18 protein-coding genes and 2 pseudogenes are annotated in these 17,197 nt (G+C 45.1%); 16 read left to right on the top strand and 4 right to left on the bottom strand.

Annotated features, from left to right (window positions below; all coding sequences use genetic code 11):
* Positions 1 to 29: 29 nt before the first annotated feature.
* On the bottom strand, positions 30 to 299 hold the full coding sequence (locus HGO23_RS10440) for a hypothetical protein (RefSeq protein WP_145956639.1): 270 nt from the start codon (positions 297 to 299) through the stop codon (positions 30 to 32).
* 384 nt (positions 300 to 683) lie between these two features.
* On the opposite strand from HGO23_RS10440, the gene HGO23_RS10435 reads away from it, so the two are divergent.
* Together HGO23_RS10435 and HGO23_RS19655 are read left to right on the top strand one after the other, a co-directional pair.
* Entirely contained in the window at positions 684 to 1,631 is a 948-nt protein-coding gene (locus tag HGO23_RS10435) for a LysR family transcriptional regulator (protein WP_209028758.1), read from the top strand.
* 239 nt (positions 1,632 to 1,870) lie between these two features.
* Positions 1,871 to 2,764, top strand: coding sequence for a YadA-like family protein (locus tag HGO23_RS19655; protein ID WP_244967779.1), 894 nt, complete (start codon positions 1,871 to 1,873; stop codon positions 2,762 to 2,764).
* Positions 2,765 to 2,852: 88 nt separating this feature from the next.
* Here HGO23_RS19655 and HGO23_RS10425 read toward each other — a convergent pair whose 3' ends face one another.
* Genes HGO23_RS10425 through cobA form a run of 3 tightly spaced genes read right to left on the bottom strand, consistent with a single transcriptional unit; the run spans position 2,853 to position 5,579 of the window.
* Positions 2,853 to 3,713, bottom strand: coding sequence for a GHMP family kinase ATP-binding protein (locus HGO23_RS10425; protein WP_209026575.1), 861 nt, complete (start codon positions 3,711 to 3,713; stop codon positions 2,853 to 2,855).
* On the bottom strand, positions 3,706 to 4,779 hold the full coding sequence (cobD, locus tag HGO23_RS10420) for a threonine-phosphate decarboxylase CobD (RefSeq protein WP_209026574.1): 1,074 nt from the start codon (positions 4,777 to 4,779) through the stop codon (positions 3,706 to 3,708). The genes HGO23_RS10425 and cobD overlap by 8 nt, the downstream gene beginning before the upstream one ends.
* Positions 4,776 to 5,579: a uroporphyrinogen-III C-methyltransferase gene (gene cobA / locus HGO23_RS10415; RefSeq protein WP_099136575.1), complete on the bottom strand. Its 804-nt coding sequence runs from the start codon at positions 5,577 to 5,579 to the stop codon at positions 4,776 to 4,778. The genes cobD and cobA overlap by 4 nt, the downstream gene beginning before the upstream one ends.
* Positions 5,580 to 6,411: 832 nt before the next feature.
* On the opposite strand from cobA, the gene HGO23_RS10410 reads away from it, so the two are divergent.
* The 14 genes and pseudogenes from HGO23_RS10410 to HGO23_RS10345 form a co-directional block, all read left to right on the top strand.
* The gene (locus tag HGO23_RS10410) at positions 6,412 to 7,809 is read left to right on the top strand and encodes a cobyrinic acid a,c-diamide synthase CobB (RefSeq protein WP_209026573.1); all 1,398 of its coding nucleotides are present in this window, start codon (positions 6,412 to 6,414) and stop codon (positions 7,807 to 7,809) included.
* Positions 7,806 to 8,780 (top strand): adenosylcobinamide-phosphate synthase CbiB, encoded by a 975-nt coding sequence (cbiB, locus tag HGO23_RS10405; protein ID WP_209026572.1) that lies wholly within the window; start codon positions 7,806 to 7,808, stop codon positions 8,778 to 8,780. Before HGO23_RS10410 ends, cbiB begins: the two co-directional genes overlap by 4 nt.
* Before the next feature lie 12 nt (positions 8,781 to 8,792).
* Complete coding sequence (locus HGO23_RS10400; RefSeq protein ID WP_209026571.1) at positions 8,793 to 9,434, top strand: cobalt-precorrin-8 methylmutase; 642 nt, start codon at positions 8,793 to 8,795, stop codon at positions 9,432 to 9,434.
* The gene (gene cbiD, locus HGO23_RS10395) at positions 9,427 to 10,605 is read left to right on the top strand and encodes a cobalt-precorrin-5B (C(1))-methyltransferase CbiD (protein ID WP_099136579.1); all 1,179 of its coding nucleotides are present in this window, start codon (positions 9,427 to 9,429) and stop codon (positions 10,603 to 10,605) included. The genes HGO23_RS10400 and cbiD overlap by 8 nt, the downstream gene beginning before the upstream one ends.
* Entirely contained in the window at positions 10,602 to 11,273 is a 672-nt protein-coding gene (locus tag HGO23_RS10390) for a cobalt-precorrin-7 (C(5))-methyltransferase (RefSeq protein ID WP_209026570.1), read from the top strand. Before cbiD ends, HGO23_RS10390 begins: the two co-directional genes overlap by 4 nt.
* Entirely contained in the window at positions 11,263 to 11,862 is a 600-nt protein-coding gene (locus HGO23_RS10385; RefSeq protein ID WP_209026569.1) for a decarboxylating cobalt-precorrin-6B (C(15))-methyltransferase, read from the top strand. The genes HGO23_RS10390 and HGO23_RS10385 overlap by 11 nt, the downstream gene beginning before the upstream one ends.
* Positions 11,855 to 12,643, top strand: a complete 789-nt coding sequence (locus HGO23_RS10380) for a cobalt-precorrin-4 methyltransferase (RefSeq protein WP_209026568.1) — start codon at positions 11,855 to 11,857, stop codon at positions 12,641 to 12,643. The genes HGO23_RS10385 and HGO23_RS10380 overlap by 8 nt, the downstream gene beginning before the upstream one ends.
* Entirely contained in the window at positions 12,624 to 13,730 is a 1,107-nt protein-coding gene (cbiG, locus tag HGO23_RS10375; protein WP_209026567.1) for a cobalt-precorrin 5A hydrolase, read from the top strand. The genes HGO23_RS10380 and cbiG overlap by 20 nt, the downstream gene beginning before the upstream one ends.
* Complete coding sequence (locus HGO23_RS10370; RefSeq protein WP_047683756.1) at positions 13,724 to 14,449, top strand: precorrin-3B C(17)-methyltransferase; 726 nt, start codon at positions 13,724 to 13,726, stop codon at positions 14,447 to 14,449. Before cbiG ends, HGO23_RS10370 begins: the two co-directional genes overlap by 7 nt.
* Positions 14,446 to 15,231 (top strand): cobalt-precorrin-6A reductase, encoded by a 786-nt coding sequence (locus HGO23_RS10365; protein ID WP_209026566.1) that lies wholly within the window; start codon positions 14,446 to 14,448, stop codon positions 15,229 to 15,231. The genes HGO23_RS10370 and HGO23_RS10365 overlap by 4 nt, the downstream gene beginning before the upstream one ends.
* A gap of 23 nt (positions 15,232 to 15,254) precedes the next feature.
* Positions 15,255 to 16,046, top strand: a complete 792-nt coding sequence (cbiK, locus tag HGO23_RS10360) for a sirohydrochlorin cobaltochelatase (protein WP_099136584.1) — start codon at positions 15,255 to 15,257, stop codon at positions 16,044 to 16,046.
* Positions 16,043 to 16,840: a cobalt-factor II C(20)-methyltransferase gene (locus tag HGO23_RS10355; RefSeq protein ID WP_209026565.1), complete on the top strand. Its 798-nt coding sequence runs from the start codon at positions 16,043 to 16,045 to the stop codon at positions 16,838 to 16,840. Before cbiK ends, HGO23_RS10355 begins: the two co-directional genes overlap by 4 nt.
* Positions 16,840 to 16,974 (top strand): annotated as a pseudogene (locus tag HGO23_RS10350) (cobalamin biosynthesis protein CbiM); the annotation flags it as partial. The gene HGO23_RS10355 and the pseudogene HGO23_RS10350, both read left to right, overlap by 1 nt.
* Positions 16,968 to 17,171 (top strand): annotated as a pseudogene (locus HGO23_RS10345) (CbiQ family ECF transporter T component); the annotation flags it as partial. The pseudogenes HGO23_RS10350 and HGO23_RS10345, both read left to right, overlap by 7 nt.
* Positions 17,172 to 17,197 lie beyond the last annotated feature (26 nt).

Here is a 17,197-nt window from a genome sequence, read left to right as displayed (position 1 = left end):
CTCCCTATATGTTATTTAATAATATGATTTCATTTAAAGCCAGGTACGAGGTCAATGCAGGCATTAAACTGAAAAAGCCCATCAAGCGCAAGTTGGTCATGTATTAAATAATTAGATACATATATTAAATATAGTTTATAGTTTTCACGCTCAATGAAAGTTGCTGTGACTTTATCGTGCATTTTTTCCGCCCATGCCCATGCCACCAGCCAGATTATCGGCAGAACAATAAACAGCGTCCCCATCACCAACTCCATTAAGCGTTTTTGATGTCCGGGGCCGCTGTACATTTCAGCCAAATAGCAATCGCCTTTATCACTAAAATAGGCAGGGTAAAAATAATTTAAAAACAGATAATTATATGGATGTTTTGCAAAGCTGAATGCTAAAAATCAGTAAAATATAAGGTTAATTATTTCAGTTTAATGAATAAAATTCATAATCACTATCATTTTCCAGGTATTAATCAAAATTTATTAGGGTGTTAATCTTTAGCTACAACATGACGACTGCCTTTCTTCATTAGAGTTTATGGCAGTCATATTATTAGAGTTAATGGAAGTTATATTGATTAGCATCTCTTCGTACCCATTGCTGAACTTAACATATGTATCAAAACATATATATCAAAATGATCACGTTGCAACCGGATCACACTGATGGAAAAGAGGGGTATGAGTAAGATGCTGAAGGATAACTTTACGGCTATTTTTTATCTAATTGTCGTTGCGCATGAGAGAAGTTTTACTCGTGCTGCTGCAAAACTTGGACTCTCGCAATCTGCATTAAGCCATGCCATAAGGAGCCTGGAAGAACGACTGGATATTCGACTACTAGCCCGAACGACCCGTAGCGTGGTGCCGACTGAAGCGGGAGAAATGCTGATTAACAATATCAGCCCACATTTGAATGAAATTGAAAATGATCTCATCACGCTGACGGATATGCGGGATCGGGTTGCGGGTAATATCCGCATTACTCTGGGAGAACATGCGCTTCAGTCTACTGTGTGGCCATTATTGCAGCCTTTTGTGCGTGAATATCCCGATATTCATGTAGAGCTGTTTATGGACAACAGTATGACCGATATTATCAGCGATCGTTTTGATGCGGGAGTACGTCCGGGGGCGCTGGTAGCTAAGGATATGGTGGCTGTACGTATTGGCCCGGACTGGAGAGTGTGTGTAGTGGGAGCGCCGGAATATTTTGCTGTTCACGGTAAACCGGAAACGCCGCTCGATTTGCAGAATCATAACTGTATCAATGTCCGGCGACCTACCTTAGGTGGTTTATATGCCTGGGAATTTTCTAAGGGGGGACAGCGAACGCGGGTACGGGTAAAAGGTCAGCTGACTTTTAATAATCTGGAGCTGCGTATAGAAGCGGCTATTTTGGGGCTTGGGTTATCTATTGTTCCTGAAGATTCTGTAGAAGAACAAGTTGCTGAAGGGAAGTTAGTTAAAGTTTTAGAGGATTGGTGTGAACCTTTCCCGGGATATTTTCTTTATTATCCAAGCCGAAAACAACATACATCGGCTTTTGTAAAATTAATTGAGGCATTTCGTTATAAAGGTCAAAGTAAAAACGGCAGGCAGAAAAACTGTCTTGAATATCAAGAATTAGAAACATAGTTTTTATTATAAAGCCATTTATTTGTCCGAAATTATAAATGCACGGCTATTAATCTAAAATCTATTGGTATTTATTAACAAGAGAAGGAATGATTTGCAATTAAAAAACCTGATGATTTATTTTAAAAAAGATTAAGTTTATTAAAGAAGATAATTTAAGAATTAACAAAATGTAAGTCAATACATTTTGTTAGTAGTTCCACACACTAATCACTCATTAATAATGGGAAAATTTTAATATGTTTAATATGAAAACTACACCACGTAAATTAGCAATTTTGTCTGTTTTGATCTCCTCTGCATTATTATCTGAGACAGCTGCTGCTGCTGCTGGTAAGATTACATTTAAGGACGAAAATGGTACTAACATCCCTGGCGTGGAGTTAGCAACCACCAATGGTGATCTAGATATATACTCAATGGACGCAACAAACAAAAAAATACAGGCATCGATCGTTGATGGTGACGGTAATGCCACGAATAAATCGTTCTCGCAGGCACAAACAAAGGCGCAAATAGCTGCGGGAGCAAAGAAGGAAGTAGATGGTCTGTTTGACAAGGACGCTATCACAAAGCCTGAAGATAAGAAAGTGTTCACTCAGAATCAAACAAACGAGAAAATAAAGACTGTGAAAGAGCAACTGAACGCTAATATGAAAGCTGAGGTGAACAACACAGTAATCAAGGGCGTGGAAACTCAGGTGAAAGCTGAGGTGGGGGTTCAAACAAGTAAGATTCAGGGAGAACTAAACACTAAGATGAGTGATGAAACTGAAAAACGTATTTTAGGAGATAAAGAAACGTTAAAGAACGCGAATGATTATACTGATACGCGTTTCGGTGATCTAAAATCATATACAGACCAAAAATTTAATGATTTCGATAATAAAATTGACCGAACTGAAAAACGGGCTAATGCTGGTGTTGCCAGCGTAGCAGCAATGAGCAATATTCCTTATAGCAATAATACCGGATTTAGTCTTGGTTTAGGTTTAGGCCAATACAGAAATGGCAGCGCTGTAGCTTTAGGTATTCAGGATAAATTAAATGAAAATGTAAGCCTCAGATTGTCAACCAGCTGGAATAATTCAGGTAGTCCGGTATTTGGCGCTGGTGTTGGTATAAGCTGGTAAGTTTCCTCTTTTGCTTGCTGTAATATTAAGTAAAAACATGAAGTAAGTACGAGAAATAACAGGAGAGGCTAAATGCCTCTCCTGATTTTTAACGGACACCACCCGCAATCAGTTTGACTTGATGAGTTTTCGGATAGTATCCAGCGATCTTCTTTTGATGCAGCCACCAGTGCAGGTAATTTGCATCATGGTGATGTGAATTGAATAACAGGCCAACAACACTGCCGCTATGAGCAACGTTCAGGCCATAAATGCCTGTTTGCTCAACCAGACCCCGCAATTGATCAAAACAAGGTTTCGGCAGTATCGATTGGCTGGCGATGGCGCTTAATGTGCAAGCCTCCCCAAGACGGTTATTATCATGCCGTTGGTTTGCTGTACGGAATTGTAACCATGCCTGGCGGAATAGCGGGGCGTTATCCCGCAATTGTGCGTCATGATCCTGTTGATGGTATGTTTCTGTCGAAATAGTTTGTGAACTTTCCAATAGCAAAATATCAATATCCGGTTGCCAATTGAAGGGAATTTGAGTCCGGGCAGTGAGATGATCAAACAACGTCAATTGTTCGAATATGGTACTGTCAGTGGGTTCCAGTCTGACACAGAGTTGCGCTAATTCTGTACTGGTCAATGACTTGCCCAATAATCTGGCGGTGGCCTGGGCGGTCGCAGCAATATCTGCTGTGCTGCTGGCCATGCCTTTGGCGACTGGAATTGTTGATTGATGTTCAATACGCAAGCCGGCAGCCAATTCCGGTGGCTCCTGCCAGTAATCCAGCAATAAATTTACCATCTGGCGCATACGTGGCCGTTCGTGTGGTATGGGACTCCCTTCACTGACAGAAACATAACTGAACCAATTGATTGGGCAAGAGATTAACTTTTCTCCACCAAACAGCCACCCTTGTATAAGTTCTCCACAGGAAGCGGGGCAAGCGGCCTCAGCCATAAATCAAAACCTGCTGCATGGCGGCGATCAGGCGCTGATTTTCCCGCTCACTGCGCACGGCTATGCGATAGTAACGTTCATCTAATCCTGCATAATTTTTACAATGACGAATTAACAACCGGTATTTCAGCAAGGTATGCCATAAATCAACCTTAGGTTGATTACAGCGGAAAAATAAAAAATTAGCCGATGGCGGCCAGACCGTCAGTTCAGGGAAGGTTGACAGTTGATTCCATAAATAATGTTGCTGTGATTTCAGCCATTGATGTGTCGCAGAAATATAGTCATGCTCATCAAACAAAATCTCACCAACCCGCGCAGCAAAAGCATTAATTGACCACGGTTCACGCCGGTTTTTCATCTCTGCAATCCCCGCTGCATTTCCGCTGACTAAATAGCCTAAACGTAACCCCGGAATGGCAAAAAATTTTGTCATTGAACGCAATACATAAAGATGTTGAGTGACCGCACATTGAGGTATCAATCCCCGCTTATCAGGCAGAAAATCAATAAAGGATTCGTCAACAATCAGCGAGATCCCCTGACTCTCGCAATATTCCACCAGCGATTGCATAAACGGGTTATCCGGCATTAATCCGGTAGGATTATTGGGCGTGGCGATAAAAACACAATCGGGTTGCGTCGTCGCAAGCGTATTGAACAGGCGTAAATCAGGTTGAAATCCGGCTTCTTCTGTTAATGGATAGTCGATAATTTCTGTTCCGATTTGCTGCAAGGCTCGCCGGTATTCGGCAAATCCTGGAATAAGAAGCAAAGCTCGTTTGGGATTGAGATAACGGACGACAGCATAGATCAGTTCTGTTGCTCCATTACCGGCTATTATCTTTGTGCAATCACATTGATGAGCCTTTGCAATTGCCTGATGCAAATGGCGATACTCCACATCCGGGTACTTCTCGATATCGGCAAGACTATTTTTGATCAATGCTTTAACCCGTTCAGGTGCGCCCAACGGATTGATATTAGCGCTGAAATCAATCAGGTCATCGGCTGGCAGGCCATATTGTTGGGCAACGCTAATGATATTGCCGCCATGTTCATTCATGATATTGCTTCCTCAGCGGAATTCTCCAATGTTGGGAATAGCTCACCGAGTGTCAGATAAGTTGGTGAGAAGGAGAGTGTTTCCGCTAAATTGACGACATCACCAACCACAATCAGCGCAGGGGCATGCAGTTCTTTCTCTTCCACTTTTGCCGCCAGAGTTTCCAGTGTGCCTGTCACACTTTTTTGTTTTGAATGGCTGGCGTACATGATCACTGCCGCAGGTGTTGTAGGGGATTTGCCATAGAGTATTAATTGCTGGCAGATATCCATCAAGCGGGTCATCCCCATTAAAATAATCAATGTTCCTTCCAATTGAGCAAGTATTTTCCAGTTCTGTTGTTCATTGCCCTGAGAGGTATGGCCTGTCACAACATGGAAACTTGATGCGTGATTGCGGTGGGTGACAGGGATGCCAGCATAGGATAATCCACCAATTGAGGAACTGATCCCCGGCACAATTTCAAATTTAATACCATGTTGTGCCAACACTTCCGCTTCTTCTCCTCCGCGGCCGAAGACATAAGGGTCGCCACCTTTCAGACGGACAACCTGCTTTCCAGCCTGTGCATGTCTTAGCAGAATTTGATTAATTTCTTCCTGTGGGATGGGGTGGTAATCATGTTCTTTTCCAACATTGATAATTTCACAGTGATCTGATCTCAGAGCAATAAGTTCAGGATTGACAAGACGGTCATAAACAATGACATCCGCAGATTGAATACAGTGTAATCCTTTGACCGTGATTAAACCTGCATCACCTGGGCCTGCACCCACTAACCATACATAACCTTTATTCATTGGATTACCTCTATGAATTTAAAATCTAAATAATCAAAGAAACAAAAATATATTTTTCATAAAAACAGTGAGGTCGTTCTTTATTTTTTTAAAAAGCTTCCTTTACTCTGGCCTATGTTTTTTATTTATCATTTTATTGATGGCCTTTTCTTGTTCTTAAAAAGTTTGTTATGTCTGTTTTAATTTTTTCATCATTATTATCTCAATAGGAGACAGGTAAATTTGATTTATATCAACATTCTTATTCTTAAGCATGAATAATTTTCAAGTCGAAATTTGTTATCTATTGAAAATATTTAGCCATATAAAAGTAATTTTATAATATTAATGAGTTGCATTTTTGACCTCTGAAAATAAACATGATTAAATTCAATATATTATGTGTTTGAATTTGTCTTTTTATTGATTGAGTTATATTATTTTTTATTTTATCTGAACTAAAAATAGTTTTTAAAAACCAGTAATCATGAACAAGATCACAAAAGTAATAAAGGATGTTTTTATAAAAATGAAAAATGTGTATTTTGAAAATAAATTTATTTTCCTGTTGTATTCTTGCATTAAACTTTTTTAATCATGGATTTATTGCATAGCTTATTTATTCAGGTGGGAATGCGTTATTGATATCTAGACTATTCATGGGATATTAATTGCTTTGCCAAAAGTGCATTAAAAACCTTTTGTTTGATACATATCAATGATTGAGAATATTAATTGAGGATCCTAATACTCATGCGATTTTAAAACCGATACCAACTTAAAAGCTATGCTGACTTAAAGATAAGTCCGATTTTGGCACTAATACAAGATTTAAATGTTTTGGGGTAAGCACATGCAACAGAAATATGCTTTTGTCATCGCCGGTACAGGCAGTGGATGTGGTAAGACAACCGTTACATTGGGCATCATGCGTGCTTTGATGAACCGTTCACTGCGGGTACAACCGTTCAAAATCGGGCCTGATTATCTGGACGGTGGCTGGCATCGCGCTGTGACAGGGATCGTTTCGCGTAATCTTGATGCTTTTATGCTTCCCGAACCCATCCTGAATGGTTTGTTCAGTCAGGCTATGGCCGATAAAGATGTTGCGGTTATTGAAGGGGTCATGGGGCTATACGATGGCTATGGTATAGATCCCAATTATTGCAGTAGTGCGGCGATGGCAAAACAGCTTAACTGTCCGGTGATTTTATTGGTGGATGGTAAAGCGGTTTCTACCTCAATTGCCGCTACCGTGATGGGATTTCAGCAATTCGACCCGGCGGTCAATATCCTGGGAGTGCTGATCAACCGCGTCAATCGGGATAGCCATTTCCAGTTATTAAAACAGGCAATTGAAGGTTATTGCGGTATTCCTGTTTTGGGGCGGCTTCCTGTTATGCCAGAGATTACCCTTCCTTCCCGCCATCTTGGGCTGATCCCTGCACAAGAACAAGACGGTCAGTATGATGATAAAAATCAGCCCGAAGAATGCTGGTCTCGCCTTGCTCAGCAGATTGAAGACTCGGTGGATTTAGATAAGTTGCTGGCATTAACCCGGCTATCTTCCTTGCCAAAAGGAAGTATCGATTCTCTGGTTGATCCCTTAATGGGACAGGGTTTGACGCTGGCTCTGGCAGAAGATGAAGCATTCAACTTCTATTATCCCGATAACCTGTTGTTATTGGAAAAAGCAGGCGTGACCATCAAACGTTTCAGCCCTCTGCATGATCATCAGTTGCCTGAGTGCCAGATGATCTATCTGGGCGGGGGATACCCTGAAATTTATGCCCGAACCTTATCTTCCAACGACGCCATACATACCGCATTACGTCAGGCGCATCAAAAAGGCATTCCCATTTATGCAGAATGTGGTGGTTTGATGTATCTCGGCGATGCCCTGATTGATGCTGAGGGTGTACGGCATGACATGGTGGGTCTGATTGCCGGTGAAAGCCGGATGGGAGATCACCTGAAACGCTTTGGTTACTGCGAAGCCACCGCACTGTGTGATACGCCTTTAGTAGCAAAGGGAGAAACGCTGCGAGGGCATGAATTCCATTACTCGGATTTTATCACGACTCAACCGCCTGTTTTTCAATGTGTTAAAGGGACATCAAAAGAAGCGCAGAAAAGCTGGCAGGGCGGCTACCAGAATGGCAATACGCTGGCGGGCTATCTGCATATCCATTTTGCCCAACGTCCTGGTTTGCTCCATCGCTGGCTGATGATGGCACGGAGGCTGTTATGACGGTTCTATTGTGGTTTGCCGCTTTTATTCTGGATATGAAATTGGGTGATCCTCCTCATTGGCCGCATCCCGTGCGCTGGATCGGGCAACTTATCAGTCAGGCTGAGCAACTTATTCGCCGGTTTTGCCGGACAGAAACTGGCCTGAAATGGGGTGGCGTACTGTTATGGCTGTTAGTCGTGGGGAGCGCCTGGCTGGCGAGCTATTGGGTTTTGCAGTTGGCCTATAGCGTGACATTTTGGCTAGGGTGGTTAGCTGAAATCTGGCTGATTTATACCGTGTTGGCAGGACGCAGCCTGAGTGATGCCGCAAATGATGTTTATCAAGCCTTGTGTAAGGAAAAACAGTGTCAGGAGGATTTAAATGCCAGCCGTGAACAGCTTGCAAAAATTGTCGGCCGGGACACTTCTCAATTGCAAACGCCGCAAATCAGCCGTGCCACGATTGAAACTGTAGCAGAAAACAGTGTGGATGGTGTGATTGCACCATTGTTCTTCTTAATGCTTGGCGGTGCTCCACTTGCTATGGCCTATAAGGCTGTCAATACCCTTGATTCAATGGTGGGCTATAAAACGTCCCGTTATCGGGCACTGGGGATGTTTTCGGCGCGTATGGATGATGTGGCGAATTGGCTGCCCGCACGTTTGGGCTGGTTGCTGCTGGCGATGGCTGCGAAATGGCAGGGTTTAGATTTTCGGCAGGCACTGCGTATCGGTTGGCGTGATCGTTATCAACACAGTAGCCCTAATAGTGGCTGGCCGGAAGCAACTGTGGCAGGAGCATTAGGCATCCGTCTTGGCGGGCCGAGTGTTTACTTTAATCAGCTTGTCGAAAAGCCGTGGATTGGTGATGCAAGGCGCGAGGTCACTCCTGACGATATTCCACAGTCTGTTCAGATGATGATGGTGGCATCAGTAATGGCACTCCTGTTGTTTGCGTTGCTGCATAGTTTGGCCAGTGCGACGGTATAAGGAGAGAGCAACATGAATAATTACATCCGACAACCCCAACAGATTGAACGAAATAGCTTTGACATCATCAGCCGGCTTATTGTCGAGTCGCGTCCTGATTATCACTTTGTCGATGCAGATCAAGAAGCTGTGATTAAACGAGTAATCCATACCACCGCTGATTTTGACTGGCTTGATATTCTCTATTTTTCTCCCGATGTTTTGTGCCTTATTCGCGACGGTATATTGCGTGGTTGTACGCTATATACCGATACGACAATGGCGCTGTCTGGCATCAATAAAGCCCGGCTGGCTCAGTACGGTAGTGAATGCCGTTGTTATGTCAGTGATCCCCGTACCATTCAAATGGCCAAAGAACAGCAAATTACCCGTTCAATGGCGGCAGTCGATCTGGCCCTGCAAGAACCGGGGGAGAAGATTTTTGTCTTTGGCAACGCCCCGACTGCACTGTTTCGTTTGATGGAACATCAAGTTACCCCAATTGCCGTTGTTGGTGTGCCCGTTGGGTTTGTTGGCGCAGAGGAATCAAAAAATGCCCTTATCAATAGCAGATTAAATTGCCTTGCTGCAAAAGGTCGCAAGGGAGGCAGCAATATTGCCGCCGCTATTATCAACGCCATTCTGTACCGGATGCCGGAGGTAAGGCATGAATGAAGTCAGCGATAAATCGAACGATGATAAACCCGTCGATAACCTCGGAACGATTTGGCACAGAGGAAAACAGTATCGCAAGGGCTACACCACGGGATCTTGTGCTACAGCCGCCGCACGAGTTGCTGCGTTAATGATTTTGCGTCAGCAGATTATTCATCAGATTTCGATTGTCACGCCTTCTGGTGTCACATTGGCCTTAAATGTCGAGCAGCCTTTGATTGAAGGGCAGCAGGCGGTTGCCGCTATCCGCAAAGATGGTGGCGATGATGTGGATGCAACCCACGGTATGTTGATTTTTGCCCGTGTTTCCCTGAATGACAGTGGTGTGATCACGCTGGATGGTGGTGAAGGCATTGGCAGGGTTACGCGGGTAGGCGTGGGTTTGCCCATTGGTTGGGCGGCTATCAATAAAACTCCACGCCATACCATTGAAGAGGGGGTGCGGGAGGCGATCGGGCCGAACCGTGGGGCGGATATTGTCATCTTTGCCCCTGAGGGTGAGGAACGGGCAAAACAAACTTATAACGACAGATTAGGTATTAAGGGCGGAATTTCGATTATCGGCACAACCGGCATTGTGATGCCGATGTCGGAAGAGAGCTGGAAACGTTCTCTGGCGCTGGAATTAGAGACCAAACGTGCCAGTGGGCTGGATCGCATTATTTTCGTGCCGGGAAATCACGGTGAACGTTTTGTCAGCCAGCAGTTGGGCATTGATGCCAATTATGTCGTCACGATGAGCAATTTTGTCGGTTATATGCTGCAAGAAGCGGTACGTTTGGAGTTTCGCCATGTCATGTTGGTAGGGCATGTCGGCAAGTTGGTGAAAATCGCCGCCGGTATTTTTCATACTCACAGCCATATTGCTGACGGCCGCATGGAAACGCTGATCGCTAATCTGGCCTTGATGGGAGCCCCTTTTGAACTGATTCAGGCAGTGGATCAATGTGATACCACCGAAGCTGCGATTGAGTTGATTGCAGAGCAGGGCTGGCAGGCTGTGCATCAACAAATTGCCCGGAAAATCTGCGGGCGTATCGACCAAATGTTGCGTTTCGCCAAAGGCAAACCGCAGTGCGACGCCATTCTGTTCTCCTTTGATAACCAGGTGTTGGGCTGTAATCGGCCCGTGGAAGAGATAGTGAAAGATTTTATGGAGGGTTGCCGATGATTACTGTTGTGGGCATTGGCCCGGGTGCCACTGCAAACCAAACGTTGGCTGCGTTAGATGCTATCAGTCAGGCAGAAATCTTGGTCGGAGGAAAACGCCATCTTGATGAATTTCCTTATTTTAATGGGGAAACACGTCGTGTAAATGCTGATGTGGATGGATTAATGCAGTGGCTTGAACGGAATCAGCATCGGCAAATTGTTGTACTGGCTTCGGGCGATCCGCTGTTTTATGGCATTGGCAAGCGAATTACCGAACATTTCTCTGGGCTACATATTTCTGGACTACATACCGGCGAGCAAAATGCGGGCAGACAAAATATCCGCATTATTTCTGGTATCAGCTCGATCCAATATTTGTGCGCCCGAATTTTGTTAGATATGAACGACATTTACCTCACCAGTAGCCACGGGCGCAAACCGGACTTTGACTGGCTGCTTCAACACGAAAAAATCGCCATGGTAACGGATGACATTATTGGTCCCTACCAGATTGCACAAGAAATTCTGGCGCGAGGACAGCAACGTCGCATGGTGATTGGTAAAAATTTATCCCATGAACATGAGCAAATTATTTGTCTGGCCGCAGAAGAAGTTGTACAACGCGGCAACATTAATTATGGCCTGAATGTCGTGGTGATTCTGAATGGTGATCCTGATGAAAGATGAACTGTTTTTGCGCGGTCATCGTATCCCAATGACCAAAGAAGTCGTTAGAGTGCTGGCGTTAGAACGACTGGAGCTGGAAAAAGCCTGCCGTTTTATTGATGTTGGTGCGGGTACTGGCAGCGTCAGTATTGAAGCGGCATTGCGCTATCCCGCATTGGATATCCTCGCTATTGAACGCAAAGAAGATGCCCTGTCACTCCTTGCTGAAAATATTCAGCATTTTGGCTGCCATAAGATCCGCATCCAGTCTGGAGTTGCCCCCGTGCCATTGGACAACGTTGCGGATGCTATCTTCATTGGCGGAACGGGAGGACATCTGACTGAAATCATTGATTGGGCGTTATTGCACCTGAATTCCGGTGGACGTTTGGTAATGACTTTTATCCTATTGGAAAACTTCACACAAGCATTGTCGCATCTGAAATCTTGTCAGGTGACAGCGCTGGATGGGCGTGAAATTCAGGTGGGAGAACTGACGGCGTTAGGGCAAGGACATTATTTCAAACCCAACAATCCCACTTATTTGTTGTCCTGTCAGAAAGATTTTGCGCAAGAAGGGGATTGGCAAGAGGAGCAGGACGATGCCTGAACATATGAATAGCGTCAGTTTTGATACCGATAAAGTCTGGTTTGTTGGTGCAGGGCCGGGAGATAAAAGTCTGATTACGCTGAAAGGCTATCAATTACTACGTCAGGCTCAGATAGTGATTTATGCCGGTTCGCTGATTAATTGGGAATTACTGGAGTATTGCAGTGCAGATGCCGAATGCCATGACAGCGCGAAACTGACGTTATCGGAAATCACGGCGTTAATGGTGAATGGTGTGAAAGCGGGCAAATTGGTAGTTCGCCTGCAAACGGGAGATTTATCGCTGTTTGGTTCCATCCGTGAACAGTCTGAAGAACTGGCAAATCACGCTATTGGTTTTGTCTCTGTGCCCGGCGTGAGTTCATTTCTTGGCGCTGCCGCGCAATTGGGAGTGGAATATACCGTGCCCGAAGTCGCACAAAGTTTGATTATCACCCGGATGGAAGGCAGAACCCCGATGCCGCCACGGGAAACGCTGGAATCCTTTGCCGCTCATCAGACCTCAATGGCGATCTTCCTTTCGGTACAGAACATTACAAAGGTTGTTGCGCGATTGATTCAGGGGGGATATGGGCAGGAAACCCCGGTTGCCGTGGTTTACAAAGCAACCTGGCCAGACTGTCAGATTGTGCGGGGGACATTGGAGACGATAGCTGAACAGGTACATAGCGCCGATATTCGTAAAACGGCCTTGATTTTGGTAGGGGCTTTTCTTGGGGAAGAGTATCACTATTCGAAACTGTACGATGCGAGGTTCAGCCATGAATACCGTAGCGTCTGACAAAATGACAATACCACTTAACTCTATGTCACCTGACAAAGAATATGCCTTGTTTTGCCTGACAGAAGGTGGTGTCGCGTTAGCTCATCGTCTGCAATCTCATTTAGTAATGGATTGTTTCACTTCCCCTGAACTGGTGAATGCAGATAGCAGATTCATCGCGTTTGAAGGCGGTTTTGCCAATACGGTACATAAAGTTTTCACTCAATATGACGCGTTGATCATGATTGGTGCGACGGGGATCACCATTCGGGTTATCGCTCCCTTACTCAAGGATAAAATGACTGATCCGGCCGTTATTGTGTTGGATGAAAAAGGGCAGTTTGCCATCAGTTTATTATCGGGACATATGGGAGGCGCGAATAAACTGGCACAACAGATTGCAGATATTCTTGATGGTCAGGCGGTGATTACCACTGCAACAGATGTTAATCAGGTCGCGGCACTGGATCTGTTATCACAACAAATTGATGGAAAAATGGAGAATTTCCGTGCCAACGTCAAAACCGTTAATCAAATGCTGGTCAATGGCAAACGGGTAGGAATTTGGTGGCATCCCAATTTGTGCGATGAAAAAAAACGCTATGACACACGCGGGTTCATTCCGGTTGACGCTCTGGAGGATCGGCCTGAACTGGACGCTCTGGTATACGTCAGTTATGAACGGACAAAACTGGCGCTGGCAATCCCTACTTTTAAATTAATCCCTCGTCGTATCGTTGCAGGAATCGGTTGTCGACGGGGAGTTGAAGCTGAACGGCTCACAAAATTATTGGAACGCCATCTGCTGGAACATAACCTTGACCCTTTGGCGTTAAAAGCCGTCGGCAGTATCGAACTGAAAAAAAACGAACCTGCGCTCATCCAATTGACACAAGAGCGTCAAATTCCATTCCAAACCTTTTCTGTTAATCAGCTTGCCGAGTGTGAACAAACATTCCCGGTTTCTGAGTTTGTCCGCAAAACGGTGGGCATAGGCTGTGTCTCCCAACCTGTGGCCTGGTTAATGAGCCAGGGTCATCTGGTTGGCCATACCCTGCGTGAGCAGGGCGTCACCATCACATTAGGAGTATTGCATCTATGTTAACTGTCATTGGAATTGGTCCCGGCAGCGAAGCCATGATGACGCAGGAAGCAATTGCTGCATTGAAAGCGGCTGATATCGTGGTCGGTTACAAAACCTACACCCATTTGGTGAAGCCACTGGTAGGTGATAAAGAAATTATCAAAACTGGCATGTGCAAAGAGATTGAACGCTGTCAGACAGCCATTGAGCTGGCCGAACAGGGCAAAAACGTGGCGGTGGTTTGTAGCGGTGATGCGGGTATTTATGGCATGGCGGGTTTGATTCTGGAGTTGGTCAGCCAGCAAAAGCGCAATGTCGAAGTCAGGCTGGTAGCAGGAGTGACGGCAAGTACCGCTTGCGCTGCTTTGCTTGGTGCGCCGCTGATGCATGATTTTTGTCATATCAGCCTGAGCGATTTGCTGACACCGTGGGAATTGATTGAGAAACGGGTAAGGGCGGCGGCAGAAGCTGATTTTGTGGTCTGTTTTTATAATCCTCGCAGCCGCGGACGGGAAGAACATCTGGCACGGGCATTTTCTTTGATGGCTCCGTGGAAATCGGCGGAAACCCCCGTGGGTGTGGTAAAAGCAGCGGGACGCAAACATGAAGATAAATGGCTGACAACTTTTGGTTCAATGGATTTTTCCCGTGTTGATATGCGCAGTCTGGTGATAGTGGGTAATCAGTCAACTTATATACGTGATGGGCTGATGATCACGCCGAGAGGATACAAGTTATGAAACGGCCACTGATGCAAATTTTTGGCGGCACAAGCGATGCCCGCCAGATTTGCGTGATGATGGATACTGTCGGCATAGATTATTGCCTGTCGGTGGCTACACCCGCCGGGGCACAGCAGGCGATGGGGATTCATGGTGAAATTGTTACCGGCAGGATGGAAACCGAGGCTATGGCTGAGTATCTGCAACAGCGCGGGATAAAAATGGTCATTGATGCGTCTCATCCTTACGCCGAGCAATTAAGTCAAAACATTGTCAGCGCCTGCCAAAAGTTGGGGATTCCTCTTATTCGTTATATCCGCCCTAGCGATATTGATGCTGTTGAACATCCTCTCATCTACAAAGTGGCAACTATTGAGCAGGCATGTGAAGTAGCGGTCAATTTGGGAACGCGTATTTTGCTGACAACGGGCAGTAAACAATTGGTTGATTATTTGTCTCACTTGAAAGGAAAAACGGTGCTGGCCAGAGTGTTACCGACAGCAGACGTTTTAGCCATGTGTGAATCTTGTGGTTTGTCGGTTGATCAGATCTTTGCTCTGAAAGGCCCATTCAGTGCTGATTTTAATCGGTCATTTTACCAATTTTGTCAGGCGGAGGTTGTGATAACTAAGGAGTCTGGTGATCAGGGTGGTTTCCTGGAGAAAGTGGAGCCATGTCTTTCTCTCGGGTTGCCCTGTATTGTGCTCTGTCGTCCAAAGCAGCAATTTGAAGGTGAAGGGATCACGCAGGCCAATGGATTGGAAGAAATGGGGCAATTATTGGCGAATTTTCCCATGTAAATAGACCAATAAGGAAAAGCGAAATGAAAAAGGCATTATTGGTGATTAGTTTCGGAACCAGTTATCCCGAAACGTTGAAAAACAATATTGAAGCCTGTGAGCAACAGCTGGCATCAGTGTTTCCAGACAGGGATCTATTGCGGGCATTTACCTCTGGCATGATCATTCGAAAATTGCGCCAGCGCGATAGCATTTATATTGATACTCCCCATGATGCGCTGACCAGATTGCATCACGCAGGTTATAACGATGTTGCTGTTCAATGCCTGCATATCATTAATGGCGATGAGTATGAAAAAGTGCTGCGTGAAGTTGAAAAATTTCGCCCTCGTTTTAAGCGCTTGGTGTTAGGTACACCGTTACTCAGCCATTTTGATGACTACTTGCAATTGATGCAGGCACTGCGCCATCAGCTCCCTTTGCTGGCAGCGAATGAATGTGTCGTCTTTATGGGACACGGTACAGCGCACCATGCTTTTTCTGCCTACGCCTGTCTTGATCACCTGATGAACCATTACCATTTTCCGGCGCGGGTAGGCGCGGTTGAAAGCTATCCCGAACTTCCTTTGGTCATAAAAGGATTAAAAGAGCAGAAAATCCGTAAAGTTTATCTGATGCCATTGATGCTGGTGGCAGGCGATCATGCCATCAATGATATGGCTTCAGATGAAGAAGACTCCTGGAAATCACAGTTGGAGAAAGCCGGAATAATCGCTGTTCCCTGGTTACAGGGATTGGGAGAAAACCCGATGATTCGGCAGATGTTTGTCGATCACCTTACTGACGCGCTGAGTGATCAGGAGAAAGCCATATGAACGAACAAGCAAAGGATAAACAAGCAACCGCAGGAAAACTGTATGTTATGGGCGTTGGCCCGGGTGCCAGTGACCTGGTTACTGTACGGGCAGTACGTATTCTTTCTGAACTTGATGTGGTTTATACCCCAACGGGAAAGAAAGGAGCCAAAAGCCTTGCTCACTCCATTATTGCAGAATACCTTTCGCCGAAAACCGAAGTTTTCACTTATCACTTTTTAATGAAAGCAGACATGGCGGCAAAAAAAGCGGTGTGGGATGAAGTTGCACAGGCTTTAAAAGAGGAAGTGGCGAATGGCAGGAAAGTCGGTTTTATCACTTTGGGCGATCCGATGCTGTTTAGTACATGGGTATTTCTTTTGCAGCGGCTGGTATCGGAACAGATGATCTCTCCTGCATGGACGGCACCTTCATGGCTGGAAATAGTACCAGGGATCAGTTCATTTTCTGCCATTGCCGCTGCCAGTATGATGCCGCTGGCAATGGAAGATCAAACATTAGCTGTTATTTCCTGTACCGCTTCTGAAGCAGTTCTGGAGCAAGCATTGCTCAATCACGACTGTCTTGTCTTGATGAAAGTCTATTCGCGTTTTCCCCTGATCCGTAATCTGTTACAACGTCACAATCTCTTAGAACATGCACTGATGATGGCTGACGCCACTTTACCGACTGAGCAATGTTGGCGCGATCTCACCACATTGTCTCTCAGTGAAAAAGAATGCAGGCAGGAATTGTCTTATTTTTCAACGATTTTGATTAATAAAAACTGGCAATTATCGCACTGTTTTTGGTGATGGCACCGCAAGAAGTTTTCGCTATGCATGTCATGGAGGGTTTTTTGCCTTTTCTGGCGGCAGGGCTGGTAAGGTTACGTCAAATTGTACAAGAGGAGAGCAACCGGAAAGTCTTATTGGCACTGTGTGGCGCTTTATTTTTATCTTTTTAGAGGAAGCGGTAGCGATTCATCATGCGCAATCACTGCGGTTCGGTTATCGCTCTTTGCGAACAGGTTACCGATCATTGGCAATGTTGATCAGCATGTTGTTTGCGCGGGTGATGAGTCGTTATCAGCAAATGAGTGTGGCATTGGAACTTAAGTTATATCAGGGTGAATTTCATTTATGAATGATACGCATGAATTATATGAATCA

Origin of the sequence: Xenorhabdus budapestensis (genome assembly GCF_017743015.1) — a bacterium.
Classification (GTDB): domain Bacteria; phylum Pseudomonadota; class Gammaproteobacteria; order Enterobacterales; family Enterobacteriaceae; genus Xenorhabdus; species Xenorhabdus budapestensis.
This window is presented reverse-complemented; position numbering and strand designations above follow the sequence as displayed.